The 18,717-nt window shown below is 62.7% G+C and carries 18 protein-coding genes; 5 read left to right on the forward strand and 13 right to left on the reverse strand.

What is annotated here, in order from left to right:
- Nucleotides 1–158 precede the first annotated feature (158 nt).
- Together ACWNC0_RS17170 and ACWNC0_RS17175 are read right to left on the reverse strand one after the other, a co-directional pair.
- Nucleotides 159–941: a nucleotidyltransferase family protein gene (locus ACWNC0_RS17170; RefSeq protein WP_449473347.1), complete on the reverse strand. Its 783-nt coding sequence runs from the start codon at nucleotides 939–941 to the stop codon at nucleotides 159–161.
- 47 nt (nucleotides 942–988) lie between these two features.
- The gene (locus ACWNC0_RS17175; protein ID WP_449473348.1) at nucleotides 989–2,575 is read right to left on the reverse strand and encodes a peptidoglycan DD-metalloendopeptidase family protein; all 1,587 of its coding nucleotides are present in this window, start codon (nucleotides 2,573–2,575) and stop codon (nucleotides 989–991) included.
- Between the two features lie 173 nt (nucleotides 2,576–2,748).
- Here ACWNC0_RS17175 and ACWNC0_RS17180 point away from each other — a divergent pair, with 173 nt between their 5' ends.
- The 4 genes from ACWNC0_RS17180 to ACWNC0_RS17195 all read left to right on the forward strand — a co-directional run bounded on the left by ACWNC0_RS17180 (nucleotide 2,749) and on the right by ACWNC0_RS17195 (nucleotide 6,913).
- Nucleotides 2,749–5,352: a helicase-related protein gene (locus ACWNC0_RS17180; RefSeq protein WP_449473350.1), complete on the forward strand. Its 2,604-nt coding sequence runs from the start codon at nucleotides 2,749–2,751 to the stop codon at nucleotides 5,350–5,352.
- Nucleotides 5,345–5,641 carry an RNA-binding S4 domain-containing protein gene (locus ACWNC0_RS17185; protein ID WP_449473352.1) on the forward strand — a complete coding sequence of 99 codons (297 nt, stop codon included), beginning with the start codon at nucleotides 5,345–5,347 and terminating at the stop codon, nucleotides 5,639–5,641. Before ACWNC0_RS17180 ends, ACWNC0_RS17185 begins: the two co-directional genes overlap by 8 nt.
- An 84-nt stretch (nucleotides 5,642–5,725) precedes the next feature.
- Nucleotides 5,726–6,064 carry a ferredoxin FdxA gene (gene fdxA / locus ACWNC0_RS17190; RefSeq protein ID WP_375196194.1) on the forward strand — a complete coding sequence of 113 codons (339 nt, stop codon included), beginning with the start codon at nucleotides 5,726–5,728 and terminating at the stop codon, nucleotides 6,062–6,064.
- Nucleotides 6,065–6,385: 321 nt separating this feature from the next.
- On the forward strand, nucleotides 6,386–6,913 hold the full coding sequence (locus ACWNC0_RS17195; RefSeq protein WP_097091261.1) for a CarD family transcriptional regulator: 528 nt from the start codon (nucleotides 6,386–6,388) through the stop codon (nucleotides 6,911–6,913).
- Between the two features lie 121 nt (nucleotides 6,914–7,034).
- On the opposite strand, the gene ACWNC0_RS17200 is transcribed toward ACWNC0_RS17195, so the two are convergent.
- The 8 genes from ACWNC0_RS17200 to ACWNC0_RS17235 form a co-directional block, all read right to left on the reverse strand.
- Complete coding sequence (locus ACWNC0_RS17200; RefSeq protein WP_449473355.1) at nucleotides 7,035–7,277, reverse strand: hypothetical protein; 243 nt, start codon at nucleotides 7,275–7,277, stop codon at nucleotides 7,035–7,037.
- 295 nt (nucleotides 7,278–7,572) lie between these two features.
- On the reverse strand, nucleotides 7,573–8,070 hold the full coding sequence (locus ACWNC0_RS17205) for an asparaginase domain-containing protein (RefSeq protein ID WP_449473356.1): 498 nt from the start codon (nucleotides 8,068–8,070) through the stop codon (nucleotides 7,573–7,575).
- 66 nt (nucleotides 8,071–8,136) lie between these two features.
- Nucleotides 8,137–8,949 carry a pyrroline-5-carboxylate reductase gene (proC, locus tag ACWNC0_RS17210; protein ID WP_449473358.1) on the reverse strand — a complete coding sequence of 271 codons (813 nt, stop codon included), beginning with the start codon at nucleotides 8,947–8,949 and terminating at the stop codon, nucleotides 8,137–8,139.
- Between the two features lie 9 nt (nucleotides 8,950–8,958).
- Nucleotides 8,959–9,465: a type III secretion system chaperone family protein gene (locus tag ACWNC0_RS17215; protein WP_196224098.1), complete on the reverse strand. Its 507-nt coding sequence runs from the start codon at nucleotides 9,463–9,465 to the stop codon at nucleotides 8,959–8,961.
- Between the two features lie 108 nt (nucleotides 9,466–9,573).
- Complete coding sequence (locus ACWNC0_RS17220; RefSeq protein WP_449473360.1) at nucleotides 9,574–9,873, reverse strand: accessory factor UbiK family protein; 300 nt, start codon at nucleotides 9,871–9,873, stop codon at nucleotides 9,574–9,576.
- Nucleotides 9,874–9,920: 47 nt separating this feature from the next.
- Complete coding sequence (locus ACWNC0_RS17225; RefSeq protein WP_449473362.1) at nucleotides 9,921–10,469, reverse strand: TspO/MBR family protein; 549 nt, start codon at nucleotides 10,467–10,469, stop codon at nucleotides 9,921–9,923.
- Between the two features lie 178 nt (nucleotides 10,470–10,647).
- Nucleotides 10,648–11,385: a TlyA family RNA methyltransferase gene (locus ACWNC0_RS17230; RefSeq protein WP_449473363.1), complete on the reverse strand. Its 738-nt coding sequence runs from the start codon at nucleotides 11,383–11,385 to the stop codon at nucleotides 10,648–10,650.
- Entirely contained in the window at nucleotides 11,385–13,406 is a 2,022-nt protein-coding gene (locus ACWNC0_RS17235) for a protein-disulfide reductase DsbD family protein (protein WP_449473365.1), read from the reverse strand. Before ACWNC0_RS17235 ends, ACWNC0_RS17230 begins: the two co-directional genes overlap by 1 nt.
- 78 nt (nucleotides 13,407–13,484) lie before the next feature.
- Here ACWNC0_RS17235 and ACWNC0_RS17240 point away from each other — a divergent pair, with 78 nt between their 5' ends.
- Complete coding sequence (locus ACWNC0_RS17240; protein ID WP_449473367.1) at nucleotides 13,485–15,131, forward strand: alkaline phosphatase family protein; 1,647 nt, start codon at nucleotides 13,485–13,487, stop codon at nucleotides 15,129–15,131.
- Nucleotides 15,132–15,395: 264 nt separating this feature from the next.
- Here ACWNC0_RS17240 and epsC read toward each other — a convergent pair whose 3' ends face one another.
- From epsC to ACWNC0_RS17255, 3 genes are all read right to left on the reverse strand, one after another.
- The gene (epsC, locus tag ACWNC0_RS17245) at nucleotides 15,396–16,406 is read right to left on the reverse strand and encodes a serine O-acetyltransferase EpsC (protein ID WP_449473369.1); all 1,011 of its coding nucleotides are present in this window, start codon (nucleotides 16,404–16,406) and stop codon (nucleotides 15,396–15,398) included.
- A 111-nt stretch (nucleotides 16,407–16,517) separates the two neighbouring features.
- A complete protein-coding gene (locus ACWNC0_RS17250; protein ID WP_449473370.1) occupies nucleotides 16,518–17,840 on the reverse strand; it encodes an ATP-binding protein in 1,323 nt (440 codons plus the stop codon).
- Nucleotides 17,841–17,848: 8 nt separating this feature from the next.
- A complete protein-coding gene (locus tag ACWNC0_RS17255; protein WP_449474649.1) occupies nucleotides 17,849–18,559 on the reverse strand; it encodes a response regulator in 711 nt (236 codons plus the stop codon).
- Nucleotides 18,560–18,717: the final 158 nt, after the last annotated feature.

Consider the following 18,717-nt stretch of genomic DNA (forward strand, 5'->3'; position numbering starts at 1 on the left):
GACCCGTTCGGGCTGTTTGAACGAGCCGCCTGTCTCGTTCAAATGTCGAAGCCCTTTCCTTTCTGAAAAGATAGTGAAGCCGTTGGCTTCGCCGGCCTTCGGCTCTACAGGCTCAGGGCGAACGGATGAGAGGAGAGGTGGCGGTATAAAAGCACGAATTACGCACGGCCGCTCAATATCTGTTCGATAAGCACGACATCCTCAACCTTGTCCGCGTCGATGCAGGCTTCCGCCTTGCGCATGGGCACCAGTCGGGCGACGAGGCCAAAGCGACGGCCGATACGCGCTATGCCGCCATGTAGCGTTGAGAGGCGCAGCACCGCACCGAGCAAGGCGACCGGACCGAATGCGGAAAGGATCTTCCAACCCTTTTTGCGGTCCTGCTCAACCTCTTGCCAAAGGGCGATGACGGCGCGAGCTTTGGCACTGCCGAACCAGAAGAGGTTGGCGCCGGACCACCAGCCGTCCCTGAATTTGAGCCAGGTGCGGCGAGACGAGGGATAGCGGGCAAGCAAGGCCGCTCGTTCGACCATCGCCACCGCAATGTCGGCCCCTTCTGCCTCGGCTACAAATTGGTCGAGCATGTCGGCGTCGAGCAGAACATGATCCGCGGTGGTGACGAGCAACGGAAAAGGAAGATCAGGTCGTTCCAGGAGGCCCAGCAATGTGGACGCTATACCGCTGCCGCTCTGTTCGAAGCGGACGCGCGGGTCTTCGCCGAGCCAGGCAGTGGCGGGATCGGCGCGATATAGCTCCGGCGTCTGGGTGAGAATGACGACTTGTCCGACCGATGGATGCGCGAGCAGCGCCCGCGCGGGGTAATTGATCATCGGCTCGCCCGCCACAGGCGCGAGAGGCTTGACCGCAACCCCGGCCGCATGCGCCAGAGGATCGGAACCGGGGCGCGATCCGGCGAGCAGCAGGGCGGTGATCTGGGTCATGGAGGCGGGTTAGCGAAGCGGCCTAATTACGGGAAGCAGCTAAATTCTTACAGGGTGGGCGCGGCAGCCTGAGGCTTGTTTTGCGCGATGGTGACCGGCACGCCGACACGCAGGCTCTTCAACTGCCTCAACCGGTTCCGGAAAGCCGCCAGTTCTCCCCCGGCAAGCTGAGCAGTGGTGGTGAATTTGACCGAAAGCGGGTTCACCGTTTGGCCGTTGCGATACAGTTCGTAATGGAGATGCGGGCCAGTCGAAAGGCCGCTTGAACCGACATAGCCGATCACCTGCCCCTGACGGACGCGCTGTCCATAGCGCGCGGCGATGCGGCTCATATGGGCGTATCCGGTGGCAAGGCCGTTGCCATGTTCCAGCCGGACATAATTGCCATGACCGCCATGACGTCCCGAATAGGACACGACGCCATCGGTCGCGGCATAGATGGGCGAGCCATAGGCGGCGGCAAAGTCAATGCCCGCATGCATGCGCGTATAGCCAAGGATGGGGTGGCGGCGCATGCCAAAGCCAGAGGACATACGGCCTTGCACCGGCGCGGACAGCACGCCGCGCCGTTCCCCGACGCCGGACGCTTCGAACCATTGGCTGCGGCCGTCGGTCGTCCATTTGAGCATGTCGATGCCCCGGCCGCTGGCACGGTGGAGGCCAGCGAACAACAGCTCGCCTACCTCGACATCCCCGGTTGCCGCCCGGCGATATTCAGTGATGATGTCGTAGCGGTCGCCGCTGTGGATCGACCCCAGATCGACTTGCTGCGCAATGACACGCAGGAAGCTCTGAATCGCCTTTGGCGGCGCGCCAGCCGCGCGCGCGGATTGATAGATGCTGTCGCCGATCACGCCCTGAATGCGCAGAGGCGTGTCATCGACATGGATGGCCGTTCGCTTCACTTGCAGCAGCCCGCCCACGCGATTGATCTCCAGCGCCAGGTCGAGCCGGGCGCGGAAGGCGAGATGGTCCAGCGGCCGGGGCATGTCGCGGCTGGCGCGGCGGCCAAGCACGATGTCGAGCGGCGTGCCCGGTTTCAGGCCCTTAGCTATATCGCCGCTGGCGAGCGCCATGACCTGAGCGGCGTCCGCATTGCTGACCCCTGCCCTCGCCAAGGCCCGGCCAAGCGAATCACTTCCACCTATTTGCGCGCGCAATTCGATCTGCGGACGTTCGGGCGTTTCGCGCAGAGGTTGGACGGCGTCGGTCGGCCCCATGCGCCGTCCGCTGTCCGCGCCCATGGCGAGCGGCGTGATCATCTGGCTGCGCACTTCTTCGAACTGCGGCTGAGCGAGCAGTGGCTCCGGTTCGCCGGGCAGAGGCTGAAAGCCGGGGGAGAGGTACAGCGCCGATGCGCAAAGTCCAAAACAGGTAGCAAGCCCGCGAAACCATGTACGGCTGCCCACTCGCTGGCCAAGATCGGGGACCAGTTCGACCTCATCAGCCCAGTCGCGCAGGCGGGTGCGCCAGTCACGCGCGTCGGCGGTCGTAAACGCCCCCTTGCCGATGGCGTCAGTCACCCAAAGGGAAGCGGATGCGCCCCCCTGCTGAGGACTGAGCTGGCTACCGTGAAACACTTGAAAAAGCCCCCCACGGGCTGAAATTTCGCCCGACCCCCGCCGCGCGTTCATGGGCATTGTTGTGAACGCATAGGGTTAAAGTCAAATAAAGACGGATTTTTTAACCATATTCACGCGACGAAACGTGCCCTTCAGCCGTTGAACAACGCAAGCTGCACAGCTCAAAGGAGAATCGCGCCCTTCCCCTTGCTCTCGCTGCACTCATCCCCGACATAGAGAGGATCATGGCTCAATTTGCCCGATCGCCCGTCACAGCCGTGCTGGGTCCCACCAATACCGGCAAGACGCATTTGGCCGTCGAGCGCATGTGCGGTCATTCCAGCGGGATGATGGGCTTTCCGCTCCGTTTGCTGGCGCGCGAAGTTTATGACCGGGTTGTTGCCATCAAAGGCCCCGGTCAGGTCGCGCTGATCACGGGGGAAGAGAAGATCGTCCCTCCGGGCGCGCTTTATTATCTCTGCACGGCCGAATCGATGCCGCTGGATGGTGACTATGCCTTTGTCGCGCTGGACGAGGCGCAACTGGGTTCCGATCCTGAGCGTGGGCATATATTTACCGACCGACTGCTGCGGGCGCGTGGTCGGGAGGAGACCATGATCCTGGGGTCGGCCAGCATCGGCCGGGTGGTGAAAGCACTGGTGCCGGGTGTGGAAATCGTCAGCCGCCCGCGCTTTTCCACGCTGTCCTATGGCGGGGCGAAGAAGCTGTCGCGCCTGCCGAAGCGATCGGCCGTCGTCGCTTTCTCGGCGGAGGAAGTCTATGCCGTGGCGGAGATGCTGCGGCGTTTTCGTGGCGGCGCTGCCGTCGTTATGGGCGCGCTGTCGCCGCGCACCCGCAATGCTCAGGTGCAGATGTTCCTGAACGGTGAGGTCGATTATCTGGTTGCGACCGACGCGATCGGCATGGGGCTCAATCTGGACGTGGCGCATGTCGCCTTCGCATCGCTGCGCAAGTTCGACGGGCGGCGGACGCGGCGGCTGACCGTATCGGAAATGGCCCAGATCGCGGGCCGGGCCGGGCGTCATCATAAGGACGGCACATTCGGCAGCCTTGGCCATGAAGATGGCGACGCGGCCTTCACGCCCGAAGAGATAGAGGCGATCGAAGCGCATCGCTTCCCGCCCGTCGAGCAACTCTTCTGGCGCGAAGGAAAGCCGCGCATGGACAGCGTCAGCCGCCTCATCATGGAGCTGGAGACGCGCCCCGACCGTGACGAGCTGCGAGCAGCGCCCGAAGCGGTGGACCTGGCGGTGCTCCGGCGGCTGTCCGACGATCCGCTGGTCATCGACCGGGTTAAGGGAAAGAAGGCCGTCGAGAGACTGTGGGCAGCATGCGGATTGCCCGATTTCCAGAAACTGGGTGCGGAACATCATACGCGCACCGTGAGCCGCATCTGGCGTTTCCTGTCGGAGGGTCAGGGCCACATTCCGCGCGACTGGTTTGCTCAGCAACTGGCGCGGCTCGATTCGGTGCAGGGCGACATCGACACGCTGTCGGGGCGGATCGCCGCCGCCCGCACCTGGTCCGATATCGCCCACCGCCCCGACTGGCTGGCCCATCCGGCCGAGATGGCAGAGCGAACGCGCGCTCTGGAGGAAAGGCTTTCCGACGCCTTGCATACGGCGCTGACACAGCGTTTTGTCGACCGCCGCACCGCTATACTGTTGCGCGACATGGGGCAGGACGCCAGCAATTTGCCTGTCGATGTGGAGCAGGACGGGACGGTCTGCGTCGATGGTGAGACGATCGGGCGACTTGACGGATTTCGTTTCTCGGTCGATCCGGCTACGCGGCATCAGGATAGAAAGATGCTGCTGGCGGCGGCGGAACGCCGTCTTGGAAGGATATTACGAGTGAAGGCTGACGAATTGCTGGGCGCGCCCGACACTGATTTCGTGCTGATGGACGAGCCGGGACAGGCGCCGGGTATCGGTTGGCAGGGCAATGCCGTGGCGGCGCTGCTCGTCGGCCCCTCGCTGCTGGCGCCGGAAATACGGCTTGATCGTGGCCTTCTGGCGCTTGGCCAGGATGTGCAGAAGCAGGTGACCGCGCGCCTCACAAGCTGGGTGGAAGCGCAAAAGGAAAAGCATCTTCTGCCCCTGGTGAAGATGGCGGCCAGCGCGGCCGACCCGGAAGTTCCTGCGGTGGTACGGGCGGTGTTCGCTCAATTGGCCGACGCTGGCGGCGTCATGGCGAGGATCGATCTCGATTCGGCGCTCAACCATCTGGACAAGGACCAGCGTCATCTTCTGCGTCGTGCGGGCATCGATATTGGGGTGCTCGACATCTATCATCCGGGCCTTCTGAAGCCCGGAGCGGCACGATGGCGCGCGGCGCTGCTGGCGGCACGCATCGCCAAACCATGCCTTCCCCTGCCCCTGCCCGGCCTGACGCTGATCCCCACGGGCGAAAAGGCGGAACAGATGGGCGCCCGGATCGCTGGCTTCCGCGGCTTCGACGATCAGATGCTGCGAATCGACATGGCGGAACGCATGGCTCGCGCCGCCCATGAAGCGATCGCGAAGGGCGAGGCCTTCACCGCGCAAAGCCCACAGATCGTCTCGCTCGGCCTCAACGAACCTGCTTTCCTGCAATTGATGCGCCTGGCTGGATTCCGCCCTGTCGAGGCAACGACCGAAGGCGGCGCGAACTGGACATTCCGGGGGCGGCAGAAGGCACGGCCGGATCAACAGCACGCCCGTGGGCCTAACCGGCGCAGCGCACCTGCGCGTGGCGCGCCTTCCCGCCCCGCTTCGACTGGAGCGGCGGCGCCAGTGGGCAACAATGCCTTTGCGGGCCTGGCGGAGCTTCTTGGCCGCAATGGCTGAAGGGGCGCCCCTCGGTAATCATGGACCAAGCCTGCGCATCGACAAATTCCTGTGGTTCGCCCGGCTCGCCAAAAGCCGGTCGGTGGCGCAGAAATTGGCCGAAGAGGGTCATATCCGCCTGAATGGCCGCCGCATCGAGCGCGCCCATTCGCCCGTGCGCGCGGGCGATCTCATCACATTTCCCCACCCCAGCGGGGTACGCGTGGTCCGTGTCGTGGAGCTTCCGGGACGCAGGGGGCCAGCGCCAGAAGCTCAGACATGTTATGAGGAACTGAAGCTGGGCGATTAGGGAGACAAAAATATCCTCATTGACCTTCGCGCGCGCCGAGCATAGCAGGGCCGCCGCTGTCGAACCCCTATAGAGTGCTGATCCATGACCTATGTCGTGACCGACAACTGCATCCGCTGCAAATATATGGATTGCGTCGAGGTCTGCCCCGTCGATTGTTTCTACGAGGGCGAGAACATGTTGGTCATCAATCCCAACGAATGCATCGATTGCGGCGTGTGCGAGCCTGAATGCCCTGCCGAAGCCATTCTGCCCGATACGGAGAATGGCCTGGAGAAGTGGCTGGAACTCAACACCAAATTCTCGGCTGAATGGCCCAATATCACCGTCAAGGGCGACGCCCCTGCCGACGCCGATGATATGAAGGGCGTCGAGAACAAGCTGGAGAAGTTCTTCTCGCCCGAGCCCGGCTCTGGCAGCTGATCGGACGCTTCGGTGAAGAGCAGGGCGGCGTGTCCAGACGCTGAAAGTCCATCGTTTCCGATCATCATATTGATACCAGATCGTCCTTGACGAACTACCCCTAGCGTTTCGGCATGAGGCTCACTCCCGGATTTTGCGTCTGGGGGTGGCAATTTTGTTACGAATCTGCTAAATAAGGGTCAAGAGGCGGAAACGGTCGCATTCCGTCCTGGAGTATTTGCTCATGTCCTGACGGTGGCGCCGTGGAATCCTCGGCTTGTGCTACTCTGCGCATCTGTGACGCGGCGATATCCGTCCCCGGTAGAATTAGAAAGGTTTCAAATGGCTGCCAAGGCGCTGTCCTTTGACGTTGGTGATTATGTTGTTTACCCCAAACACGGTGTTGGCCGGGTGGTCGAGCTGCAAAAGGAGCAGATCGCGGGCATGGAATTGGAGCTTTACGTGCTCCGGTTCGAAAAGGAGCGCATGACGCTTCGCGTGCCGACCAACAAGGCCGAAGGCGTCGGCATGCGCAAGCTGTCGTCGAACAAGACCCTGGAAGAGGCCATCGAAACGCTCAAGGGCAAGCCGAAGGTCAAGCGCACCATGTGGTCGCGCCGCGCGCAGGAATATGAAGCGAAGATCAATTCGGGCGACCTGGTGTCGATCGCCGAGGTGACCCGCGACCTCTTCCGCGCTGACGATCAGCCGGAGCAGAGCTATTCCGAACGACAGATATTCGAAGCCGCTTCCAGCCGCCTCGCTCGCGAACTCGCCGCAATGGAAGAAACGGATGAGCCCAGCGCTCTCAAGAAGATCCTGCGCATCCTGAATGAAGCCGCACCGAAATATGCCAAGGTGGAAGGCTGATCTGAATTCAACCGAGCCGACAACGGCAGGTAAATGGATTTAGAAAGGGCGCTCCGATTGGGAGCGCCCTTTTTTATGCATGCCACGTCCGGGCGACAGCTTTTGCGAAAGCCGTTCCTGCTTATTCACCCTTCGCGCTGTCGGCTGCGTCCTTTGCAGCGCTTCCAACATCGCTCGCCGCTTGGCCGACCTGCGTGGCAGCGCTCTCAACCGCGCTATCCTTGCGCGTCTGGCTACTGATCAGGAAAAAGGCGGCAATCGCCACCACCACTACCAGCAACAGCACCGCAATCGCCGTGCCGCCACCGCCGCGCCGTTCAACTATCGTAGTCGTCGTCGCTGGACGCTCCCGATAATCGGCCATGAATATCCTCCTCATCGTTACGCCACCCGCACGAATAATACGCAATAGCGGAGGCGGTTCCTGCATTATGCTCAGTCGGCGCGACGGCAGTCTATTCTCGCGCAGAGCCCGCAGAAGGCGCAGAGAAAAATCTGCATTCCCGCGCGCGCTCTGCGCGAACGATATTCACGCGGAGGCGCGGAGACGCGAAGATGACGTTAAAACAACGGCCTCACTCCAGCGCCAATCCCTCCTGATACGGTAAGCGCCCGCAGCATTGGCAGAAGGCACGCAAAGCTGATGCGGATGTCGATGCTTATCGCGGGACGAACGCGCCTTTTGCGCGATCCTTGACCACCTGATCCGCCCGAAACACCGATCCGCTCATGCTGATGTAGATACCAGGATCGGCAATCTGAGCCGTCGCGAACGCCATGCCGAGGTTGAAGCTCGCGTCGCTTTCACCAAAGCGTGCGGGGGCGAGCGCGCCGACAAGCACGATCGTCTTGCCCTGCACGCCCTCAAGCGCCTTGGCTGTGTCCGTCATGGTATCCGTGCCATGAGTGATGACAATATGGCTTTCCGCCGCTGAAAGAACCCGCTCGCGGATCAGCGCCCGGTCGGCATCATCCAGTTCCAGACTATCCTTGCGCGTCACCTCTTCTATGCGAAAGGGACGCTTCACCCCGCCTATCTGCAACAGTTTCGCGACGACGCTTTCGCCGACCTTATAATCCGACAAGGCATCGAAATAGATTTTGTCGATCGTTCCGCCCGTGGTGAGAACCAGGATCGGCGTATTCACAGCCAGCATGGCGAACTCCCAACTTAGGCACGTACATTCAGTCTAAACGCGCCGCCATCGGATCGGAACCGCGGATCAGCGCGCGCGGGCGATTTCCTCGCCCCGATCGCGGGCGGCAGCCAAGGTGTCGATAAGGAGTTTCAACAGCCGGTCGTCCGCGTCGAGGACGTTCAGCCCTTCGCGCGTCATCCCGCCGGGGCTAGCCACGCGGTCGGCCAATATCGCGGGGCTTTCGCTTGCTTGGGCAGCAAGGCTCGCAGAACCTTGGACGGTGGCGAGCGCCATCCTCGCGGCCTGATCGGCCGAAAGCCCGATCGCTTCCCCGGCACGCGCGAACGCATCGATGAAGCGGAACAAAAAGGCGGGTCCACAGCCTGACAGGGCGGTCAGAGCGTTGAACTGGCCTTCGTCTTCGATCCACTCGGCGGCACCTAATGGCGCAATGAGCGCGTCCACTTCCCCACGGGCTGAGTGGGACACCTCGCCGTCGGCGTACAATCCAGTGACTCCCTGCCCCAAGGCGACAGGCAGGTTAGGCATCGCCCGGACGATGTCCTGGGCCACCGGGAAACGCTTACGCAGATCCGCAACCGGCGTTCCGGCCAATATCGAGACAATGCGCGTATCAGCCACGCAAAGAGGCGCAAGCGACGCTGCTACATCGTCAAGCTGATAGGGCTTCATGCCCAACAGCATTGTCGCGTGAGCGGGCAGCGATGCAGGATAGCCCGTCACCACCCGCACCCCGTCCGCGACAGCACGGCCGCTCGGGCGCAACACGATAACGCTCGCCGGATCAAGACCGCATGCCAACCATCGGGCAAGCATTTGTCCAGCCATATTGCCGCAGCCAACCATGAACAGGTGCGCGGGCCAAGCTTGCGTCATGGACAATCCTCAGGCTTCGCCGCGCGTCTCGATCAGGCTGGCGGAAATTGCCTCCGTGGGGCTCTTGCCGCCCCACAGGACGAACTGGAACACCGGGTAGAAACGCTCGCATTCGTCGATCGCGGTCTCAACCAGTATCTGCGCCTGATCCAGAGTCAACACGCCTCCCGCGCCCAGCAGAGCGCCGTGCCGGAACAGCACGATGCCACTGGAAGACCAAAGCTCGAAATGGCCGAGCCAAAGCTGCTCATTGATCAGGCCCAGCGTTTCGTAAATCGTCGCCCGCTTCTCCTCCGTCACGCGGATGTCGGGCAGGGCGAGCAGTTGCAGCACCTGATCTTCGTCGCGCCAGATGCCGCGCAGCTCATATTGCGCCCAGCTACCCTGCGTGCTGGCGACGATTTCATCTTCGCCGACCTGATCGAAACTCCACCCATTCGCTTCGAAATAGGCGGCCAGCATATCGATCGGCGCGGCCTCCTGGCCGCCATTTTCAAATTCGTCGCTGTCCATCATTGGCTGGCCATAGAGCATTTCCCGGCGGCAAGGAAACCACCGACTGAGGGAAACGCATCAAAATAGGCGATCGTTGCAGAAAACCAACGGACAGGCGGCAAAGCCTACTTATTCCGCGTCGCCTGCCTTGGGCTTTGGCGAGCGGACGGTCTTTGTCACCGGTTCACCCGACCGGCCTTCCAGCGCGTCGATCCGGGCCTTCAGCAATTCGACCTCTTCACGGGCCGCCGCCGCCAGCGCCTTCAGGGCATCGAATTCTTCGCGGCTGACGAAATCCACGCCGCCGATCCACTGCTTGGCCTTTTCCCGGGCATTGGTTTCAAATTCCCGGCTCATGCCAGCGACTGTTCCCGCAGCGCCGTTCACCAGCTTGGCAAGGTCGTCGAAAAAGCGGTTTTCGCTCTGCATGGTCTGAATGTCCTAGTTTGCTGGCGCGAATGTGCGCCACGATGATGTCATATCTGGGTCTTGAGCGCGGGCGCGACAAGGGTCTCAGCATCCGGATTGAGGCGCCCGATCTCATAATTCAGCGTCGATGCAAAGCCCAGCCATGCCAGATAAGGCAGCATCAGCAGTCCCGCGACCCGCCTGATGCGCCAGAACAGCCATGCGGTCACAGCCACGGCGATGAAAAGGACGATGATCAACCCAAGCGCATTATCGACCTGATGCGCGCGGAAGAAAAGCGGCGACCAGACGAGGTTTAGCGCCAGCTGGATCAGGAACAGGATGATGGCCACCCCCCTGCCCCGCGCTCCCCGCGCATGAATGACGATGGCCAGGGCAAGCCCCATCAGGATGTAAAGGATCGTCCAGGCGACACCAAAAGCCCAGCCGGGCGGCATGAAGTCCGGCTTCACCAGCGCGTCGAACCAGCGATTGCCATATCCGCTATTGGCCAGCTTGCCCGACAGGAAGCCCAGGAACACGATCGCCGGAACGGTGACCAGCGCCCAGCGCAGATAGGCCAAACGCAACTGACCGGGGGACGCGATTTCGTTCATCGTCGGCGCAGCTCCACTAATCCTCACTCGGCGGCCTCGGGCGAATCCTTCCGGGCCTTGTCAAGCCGCCAGTGACCGGTTTGCGGTGAAACACTTCATCCCGCAACCGCGAATAGAGGTGGAAGACCGGCATCTGTCACAAAATCAAACGCCTGCCGGGCTATGAGCAAGCCCGCGCCTAGCCGTCCAGCCGCGCGCCGATGAGAAACTCGACATTGCCTTGGGGGCCGGTGATGGGGCTTGGTGTCACGCCCAGCACCGTCCATCCCTTCGCAGTCAGCCACTGGCTGACCTCTTCGCAGACGCGGGCATGGATGGCGGGATCGCGCACGACGCCGCCCTTCCCGACCTCTTCCCGACCAGCCTCGAACTGCGGCTTGATGAGGGCAACGAGATGCGCGCCCGGCCGGGCAAAGCTGAGCGGCCGGTCCAGCACCTTCGCCAGCGAAATGAAGCTGGCGTCGCATACGATGATATCGACCGGCTCCGGGATATGATCGGCCGTCAATATGCGCGCGCTCGTCTGCTCATGCACGACCACGCGCGGGTCGGATCGCAGCTTCCAGGCAAGCTGGTTCGTCCCGCTGTCCACCGCATAGATCCGCACCGCGCCGTTGGTCAGCAGCACGTCGGTAAAGCCGCCGGTCGAACTCCCGACATCAATCGCGACCATGCCAGTCACATCCAGCGCGAAATGATCGATGCCGTGGGCAAGCTTTATGCCTCCACGCGACACCCAGGGATGATCGCGCCCCTTCACCTCCAGCGCGGCATCCTCCGCAACCTGCTGCCCCGCCTTCTCGATCTTCCTGTCGCCCAGAAAGACAAGGCCCGCGAGAATGAGCGCCTGCGCGCGCGCCCGGCTCTCGGCCAGCCCGCAATCGACCAGCAACTGATCCGCGCGCAGCTTCGCCATCAGCGCACCAGCCCGGTCAGCGTGGACACCGTCAGCAACTGCGGCAGCACCTCGGCGGATTTTCCCGGAACATACCAAAGGTAGAGCGGCACGCCCGATCGTCCCTGCGCTTCCAGAAAGCGTGTGATGGCCGGGTCCGCACTCGTCCAGTCACCGACCATCACCGTCACGCCAGCCTTGGCAAAGGCATCCCGCGTTTCAGCCCGGTCGATGGCGGCAGCCTCATTGGCCTTGCAAGTCAGGCACCAGTCGGCGGTGAAGTAAAGGAATACCGGCTTTCCAGCGGCACGCAGCGCGGCCAGCCGCCCCTCGTCAAAAGCCATAGCGCCATCCTGAACCTGCGCAGCACCAGCCATGCGCGCAGGCAGCATCACCATCCCTACGCCGAGCAGCAGCGCAGCACTCAGCATGACGATCAGCCCGCCCCGCTTGCCGCGGTGCTGACGCTCCCCCAGCCACCATAGCAGCAGCGCCAGCAGCAACGCCGCGCCAAGACCGATCGTCATCCCCGGCACGCCGCGCTGTTGCCCCAGCAGCCAACCCAGCCCCAGCGCGGTCAGGAACATCGGGATCGACAATATTCGCTGGAAAGTCCCCATCCACGCCCCCGGCCGTGGCAAACGCCCCCGAAGCGCCGGCATATAGGCGAGCAACAGGAAAGGCAGCGCAAGACCCAGGCCCAACCCCGCAAAAACCGCAAGCGCCGCCCCAACAGGCAGCACCAGCGCCGCCCCCATCGCCACCCCCATGAACGGCCCGGTGCAAGGCGTGGCGACGAAAGCGACCAAAGCGCCGGTCCAGAAGGAACCCGCAATGCCCTTCTTCCCCGCCAGCTTCTCACCGCCTCCAAAGGCGCTCAATTCAAACAATCCCGCAAGGTTGAAGGCAACCGCCGTCACCAGCAGCAACAGCAGCAAGATGACGCGCGGGTCCTGCAACTGAAACGCCCAGCCCACCGCCACGCCCGCTGACCGGATCGCCAGCAGCAACCCACCCAGCACCAAACAGGTGAGAATAACGCCAGCGCCATAGGCCAGCGCCTCCCGCCGCACCGTCGCCTCATCACCCCCAGCGCGCGCCAGCTTGAGCGCCTTCAGCCCCAATATCGGAAAAACGCACGGCATGATGTTGAGCAACAGCCCGCCCAATATCGCCCCGCCAAGCGCGATCAACACCGTGCGCAGCAGGTCTGAACTAGCTCCAGCTACCGCGCCGGGGCGAGCCGTCACCAGAAAGCCGACATGGTCCCCGGTGCGCAGGACCGCCTGAACGGCACTGCCTTTAAATCCCTGCCCGGCCTCAGTTTCGATCAGCAGGCGGTCGCCCTGACGATGGACCGATTGAGGCGCGGCATAGCGGACGACACCCTCTTCCAGCGGAAAAAGATGCACGTCAGACGCCGCAGCTTCACCGGGAAAGGGAATCGACATCCGCAGCTTGCCATCGGCAAGGGCATAACGCCCCTCACTCCCGAGCGGCCGGGGCAGATGCGCCCGCCAACCATCAAACCGGGCCTGCATCGGGGACGCCACTACGCCATCGCCCGCGACCAGATCCAGTGCGATATCGGCGCTCTCGGGCACGCAAATCTTGTCTGTGCAGGCGAGCCACTCCGCTTTCCCACGGATTGGCAGACGCGTCCCTTTCGCCACCTCAGGCGCGACATTCAAGGGCGCGAGGAGCGCATAAGGCCCCTCATAAACATGGTTCATCAGCCCGGAAATGAGCAGCGTCCCGGGCACCGGATAGCGCAATGCCCCAATGCTCACGCCCTTGGGCAGCACCCATTTTACGGTCATGCCCAGACCCGCATCACCCGGATTTTGCCAATAGCCATGCCAGCCAGCCTCTGGCGTCATGGCGAAGGCAATGCTGCTGGTCCGGCCCGGAGCAGGCGCATCGCTTTCGGCGACCAACTGCGCGGCGATATGCGGCGCACCCGATCCGAATGCGCCCTGGGCGCTGGCAACAGGCGCGATAAACAGCGCCAGCGTCATCAGGAGGACATGGAAAATCCGCATCGGGCCTCTGTTCGCAAGGATCACAGCGGGCTAGGTCGGCATGGTTGCGCCGTCAAGGCACAGAAGGGATCGGAAAAGATGTTCAGGAAGACGCTTCATACCCTCCTGCTGCTGGCACCTTTGCCCGCGCTGGCCCAACCTGCCGCGCCACCCGCCCCTTCCGATGCTCCGCCACGGCTCATCATCGCAATCTCGGTCGATCAGTTTTCGGCTGATCTGTTCAACGAATATCGCCCCTATTATAGCGGCGGCCTCAAGCGCCTGAGCGAGGGCGCCGTGTTTCCGCGCGGATATCAAAGCCATGCCGCAACCGAAACCTGCCCGGGCCACAGCACCATCCTGACCGGCAGCCGACCGTCACGCACTGGCATTATCGCCAATAGCTGGATCGATCAGAACGCCGCCCGGCCGGACAAGACGATCTACTGCGCGGAGGATGAGAAACAGCCGGATAGCAGCAGTTCCAAATATATCCCCTCCCCCGTCCATTTGCGCGTCTCCACGCTCGGCGAACGCATGAAGGCAATCAATCCCGCCGTCCGCAATGTGTCCATCGCCGGAAAGGATCGTGCGGCGATCATGATGGGCGGCGCGAAAACGGATCAAGCCTGGTGGCTGGGGCCGAAAGGCTATGTCAGCTATCCCGGCACGCCAACGCCACCGTTGGTCGCACGGGTGAACGAAGTGTTCGCACAACGGCTGGCTGAGCCCAATCCCGGTTTTGACCTGCCCCCGCAATGCGCCGCCAAGGATTTTCCCGTGAACGCTGGCACGCGGGTTGTCGGCACCGGCCGCTTCGCAAGGCCCGCCGGTCAGTTCGGCGCATTCCGCGCGTCCCCTGAGCAGGATGCCATGACCCTGGCCTTCGCCGCTGCCGCCATCGAAAGCATGAGCCTTGGCAAGCAGGCCCAGACCGACCTCATCTCCATCGGCCTCTCGGCGACCGACGTCATCGGCCACGCCTATGGAACAGAAGGAACCGAAAGCTGCATCCAGATCGATCGGCTGGACCGCGAACTGGGCGCCTTCTTCGACCGGCTCGACAAGCTGGGCATCGATTATGTCGTGATGCTCACCGCAGATCATGGCGGCCATGACCTGCCGGAGCGCCATCAACAAAATGCGATGCCGATGGAACAGCGCGTCGATCCGGCGCTCATGCCACGCGCGCTTTCAGAGGCAGTGGCCGCCCGCACCGGCGTAAACGGCAAGGGCTTGATCCAGGGCGATGGGCCGTCGGGCGACCTATATTTCGACCGCAATCTCTCCCGCGCCCAGCGCGCCAAGGTTGAGGCCGCCACACTCGCCCTGTTGCGCGCGCATCCGCAGGTCGAAACCGTCTTTACCAAGGCGCAGATCGCCGCAGCACCGTCTCCATCCGGTCCGCCGGAAAGCTGGAGCCTGCTTCAGGAAGTGCGAGCCAGCTTCGATTCCGAACGCTCGGGCGACCTCATCCTGCTGCTGAAACCGCGCATAACGCCCATCGCTGATCCTTCGCATGGCTCTGTGGCCACGCATGGCTCGCCCTGGGACACGGATCGGCGCGTCCCGATCCTCTTCTGGCGCAAGGGCATCCGGCATTTCGAACAGCCGCTCGGCGTCGAAACGGCTGACATCATGCCGACGCTGGCGGCGCTCATTCATCTGCCCGTCCCCCGTAACGAGATAGACGGCAGGTGCCTCGACCTGCTCGCAGGCCAAGGCGACAGCTGCGCCGCTGATTAGAGCAGCGTGCACAAAAGTCGGAATCGGTTTTGCGCAAAAAAAAAACGCGACGACAAATAACTTGAGCGTCGCGCCTTTTATCTGAATCCCTCAACCCGTTCGCCCTGAGCTTGTCGAAGGGCTTTCCTTCTTTTTAGAAAGGGAAGGGCTTCGACAAGCTCAGCCCGAACGGTAACATAGGGTGATTCTGATTAAGGCCCGATGTGACAACAAATAACTAGAGCGCACGTCTTGCGCCCAATTGAACGCAGCGCGCTCTAAGGGTCAAATATTCTCCGCAAAGCCGTCCCGTTCCGCGTCCATCAGGGCGTGAACGCGGTGAGGCGCGGACACTTCGACCCGGCTGGTCACCTCATATTGCGCCTTTGCCTGACGCACATTGCTGTTCGCGGGAACACTGTCGGTCAGCCAGACATTGCCGCCGATCACTGACCGGCTGCCTATGATGATGCGGCCCAAAATGGTGGCGCCCGCATAGATCACCACGTCATCCTCGATGATCGGGTGTCTGGAGATCGCCTTGGCCAACGCCCCCCTCTCATCGGCAGGAAAGCTGCGCGCGCCCAGCGTCACGCCCTGATACAGCCGCACCCTGTCACCCACTATGGCCGTTTCGCCGATGACGACGCCGGTGCCATGATCGACGAAGAAGCTGCGACCGATCGTTGCACCCGGATGAATGTCGATACCCGTGCGCGAATGGGCAATCTCGGAGATGATACGGGCGACCAGCGGCGCGCCCAGATCATAGAGGCGATGGGCAAGCCGATGGTGGATGATCGCCAGCATCGATGGATAGCAGATCAGCACCTCGTCCACGCTACGCGCGGCGGGATCGCCCAGAAATGCCGCTTCGACATCGGAATCGAGCATGTCGCGCAAGCCAGGCAGGCTTTGGGCAAAGTTGCCGATGATGCGCGCGGCTTCGCCATCGATTTCGGCTGGCGGCCTGCCATGCATGTTATAGAGAAGCTCAAGGCGTATCTGGCCGTAGAGGCGGCTGAGCGCCGTCTGCAACGTCTGCGCTACAAAGGCGTCTTCATTATGGGTGCGAATGAAGCTCGGACCAAGGCGCAACGGAAACAGCGCGCCGCATAGCGACGTCATGATCTTGGCAAGATTGGCCCGTGACGGAAAACCCTCCGCGCCATATTCGGCATGATGCTGCTGCGCCGCGCGCCAGCCCGTGCGAACCTTTCCAAGATCGCTCACCAGCCGATCCAGGTCCCAATAGCCTTCCAGCAGTTGATCTTCGCTTTCGCCGTCTGCGGTCATATGCGCCTCTTGTTCAACGAAAGCTGGCATAGACCGCCACCAGCCGATCCGATAAACGAGTTTTGCTTGTCCCCGCGATGCTTCTTTTTAACCCGAAGCGTCGGCCCGGTTTCAGCGGATAAGCTTGGCACCGGCGATATGCAGGCGGATTTCCACGCTCAACCCGCCTTCGGCCCGGTTTTTCAGAACCAGGCTGCCGCCTTCCTGATCGACCGCCTTCGCCACGATCGCAAGGCCCAGTCCCAGGCCCCGGGTATAACGCCCCCGCGCCTCATCCAGTCTGAAAAAAGGCTTCAACACCTCCTCCAGCTTATCCTCCGGGATGCCCAGACCATCATCCTCCACCCGGATCACCACCTCGCCGTCGCGGCGCTCGACGCTGACATAGGCGCGCTGGCCATAATGGAGCGCGTTCTCGACCAGATTGATGACCGCGCGGCGCAGCAGGAGCGGCCGCACATCCATTTCCAGATGATCCGGCCCCTCATAGCTTACATCGGCCCCCTGATCCTGAAAGCTATCGACCACCGTCGCCACCGTGACCGCAACGTCCGCCCGCACAGGCGGCTCGCCATTTTTTTCGCCGCCCAGGAAGGCGAGCAGCGATTCGATCATCGCCCCCATTTCCTCAAGATCCCCGGCCATCGCGTCGCGCGCCTCCGCATCGCGGATTCCCTCCAGCCGAAGCTGCAAGCGCGCCAGCGGCGTGCGCAAATCGTGCCCGACGGCGGCCAGCGTCTCGGTACGTTCGGTGATCAGGCGATGTATACGCGTCTGCATCGCATTGAACGCCCGGATCAGGTCCCGCACATCGCTGGTCCCGCTTTCCGCGACGACGACCTCATCGCTCAGGCCAATATGCTCGGTCGCCTTGGTCAGGTCCTTGAGCGGCGCCAGCGTCCGCCGGATCAGCATGCCCCCAGCCACCATCAGCGCCACCAGCGGAATGAGCGCCAGCCCCATCCGCCCGATGGTAAAGGTCCACTGCCCCCCGCTATGCCGCATCCCGAAATAGAGCCAGCTGCGATCGGGCAACTGCAAGCCGCCATTGATCTGCGACACCCGCCCGCCGGGCGACGCAAGGCGCAGCCAGAGACCGGACTGTTCCAGGCTCGGTTCCCAAGCGATGATCTGACGCCGCATCCGCTCAAGCTCTGGCGCCAGAGTTGGCGCGGGCGGCGAGGCCGGAGTCCAGTGGATGTCATAGCGATCGGTGGTAAGCTGGATCGCCATCGCATGCCGGTCGTTCGGCGGCTGTTCCGTCACCAACTTGCGCGCGATCACCAGATGCTCGGCCAACCGCCGAGCCTCGTCATCCTGCAAGGAAAGATGCCCGGCCCGCTCATAAATCAGCGTGCCCACCGCAAATTCCAGCGTAAGCGCCAGCAGCAGGATCGCCAGCAGCCGCCCCACCAGACCCAGCGACCGGCTCATATGCAAGCTCAAGCCCGGCTGACTTCCGCGTTGAACATATATCCCACGCCGCGCACCGTCGTGATAGGCGCCGCCGCGCCTTCGGTCGACAGCTTGCGCCGCAACCGGCTGACCAGCACATCGATGCTGCGGTCGGAGCTATCCCCCATCCGCGTGCGCGACAATTCGATCAGTCGCTCGCGCGCGATGACCCGCTGCGGATGGCTGAGGAAGGAACCGAGCAGGTCGAACTCCGCGCCCGTCAGGTCAACGATCGCACCAGTTGGGGAGCGCAGTTCCCGGCGCGGGAAGTTGACGACCCAGCCGTCGAACCGCGCCTCATTCTCCCGATGTTCGTCGGGTCCACGCTCCACGCCCACGCGGCGCAGGATCGCCCGGATCCGCGCGATCAGTTCGCGTGTGCCGAACGGCTTGGGCAGATAATCGTCCGCGCCCAGCTCCAGACCCACGATCCGATCGGTCTCGCTGCCCTTCGCGCTGATGAAGATGATCGGGACGTCGCTCTTGCGCCGGATCTGGCGGCACAGGTCGATGCCGTTGGTACCCGGGAGCATGACATCCAGCACGACCAGATCGACCGGTCCTGCGTCAAAGGCCACCCACATTTCCGGCCCCGAAGAGGCAGGACGCACCTGATACCCATGTTCCTGAAGAGCGCGCGCGGTCAGCGTGCGCAGCGGCGGATCGTCCTCGACAAGTATGATCGTGGGGGCGGTCATGCCGGAAATGTTGCGCAACTAAAACGGCTCATAGCGCCTGAAGTAGGGGCGGCTTCCAACAGGGTCAACCGGACGTTACCGCAGAAACCCTCGGAAACAGGTCCAGCAACAATTTGTCATGACAGGGACAATTTCGCCGCCATGACGAGCAAGAATGC

It is taken from the genome of Sphingobium chungangianum (assembly GCF_977014255.1).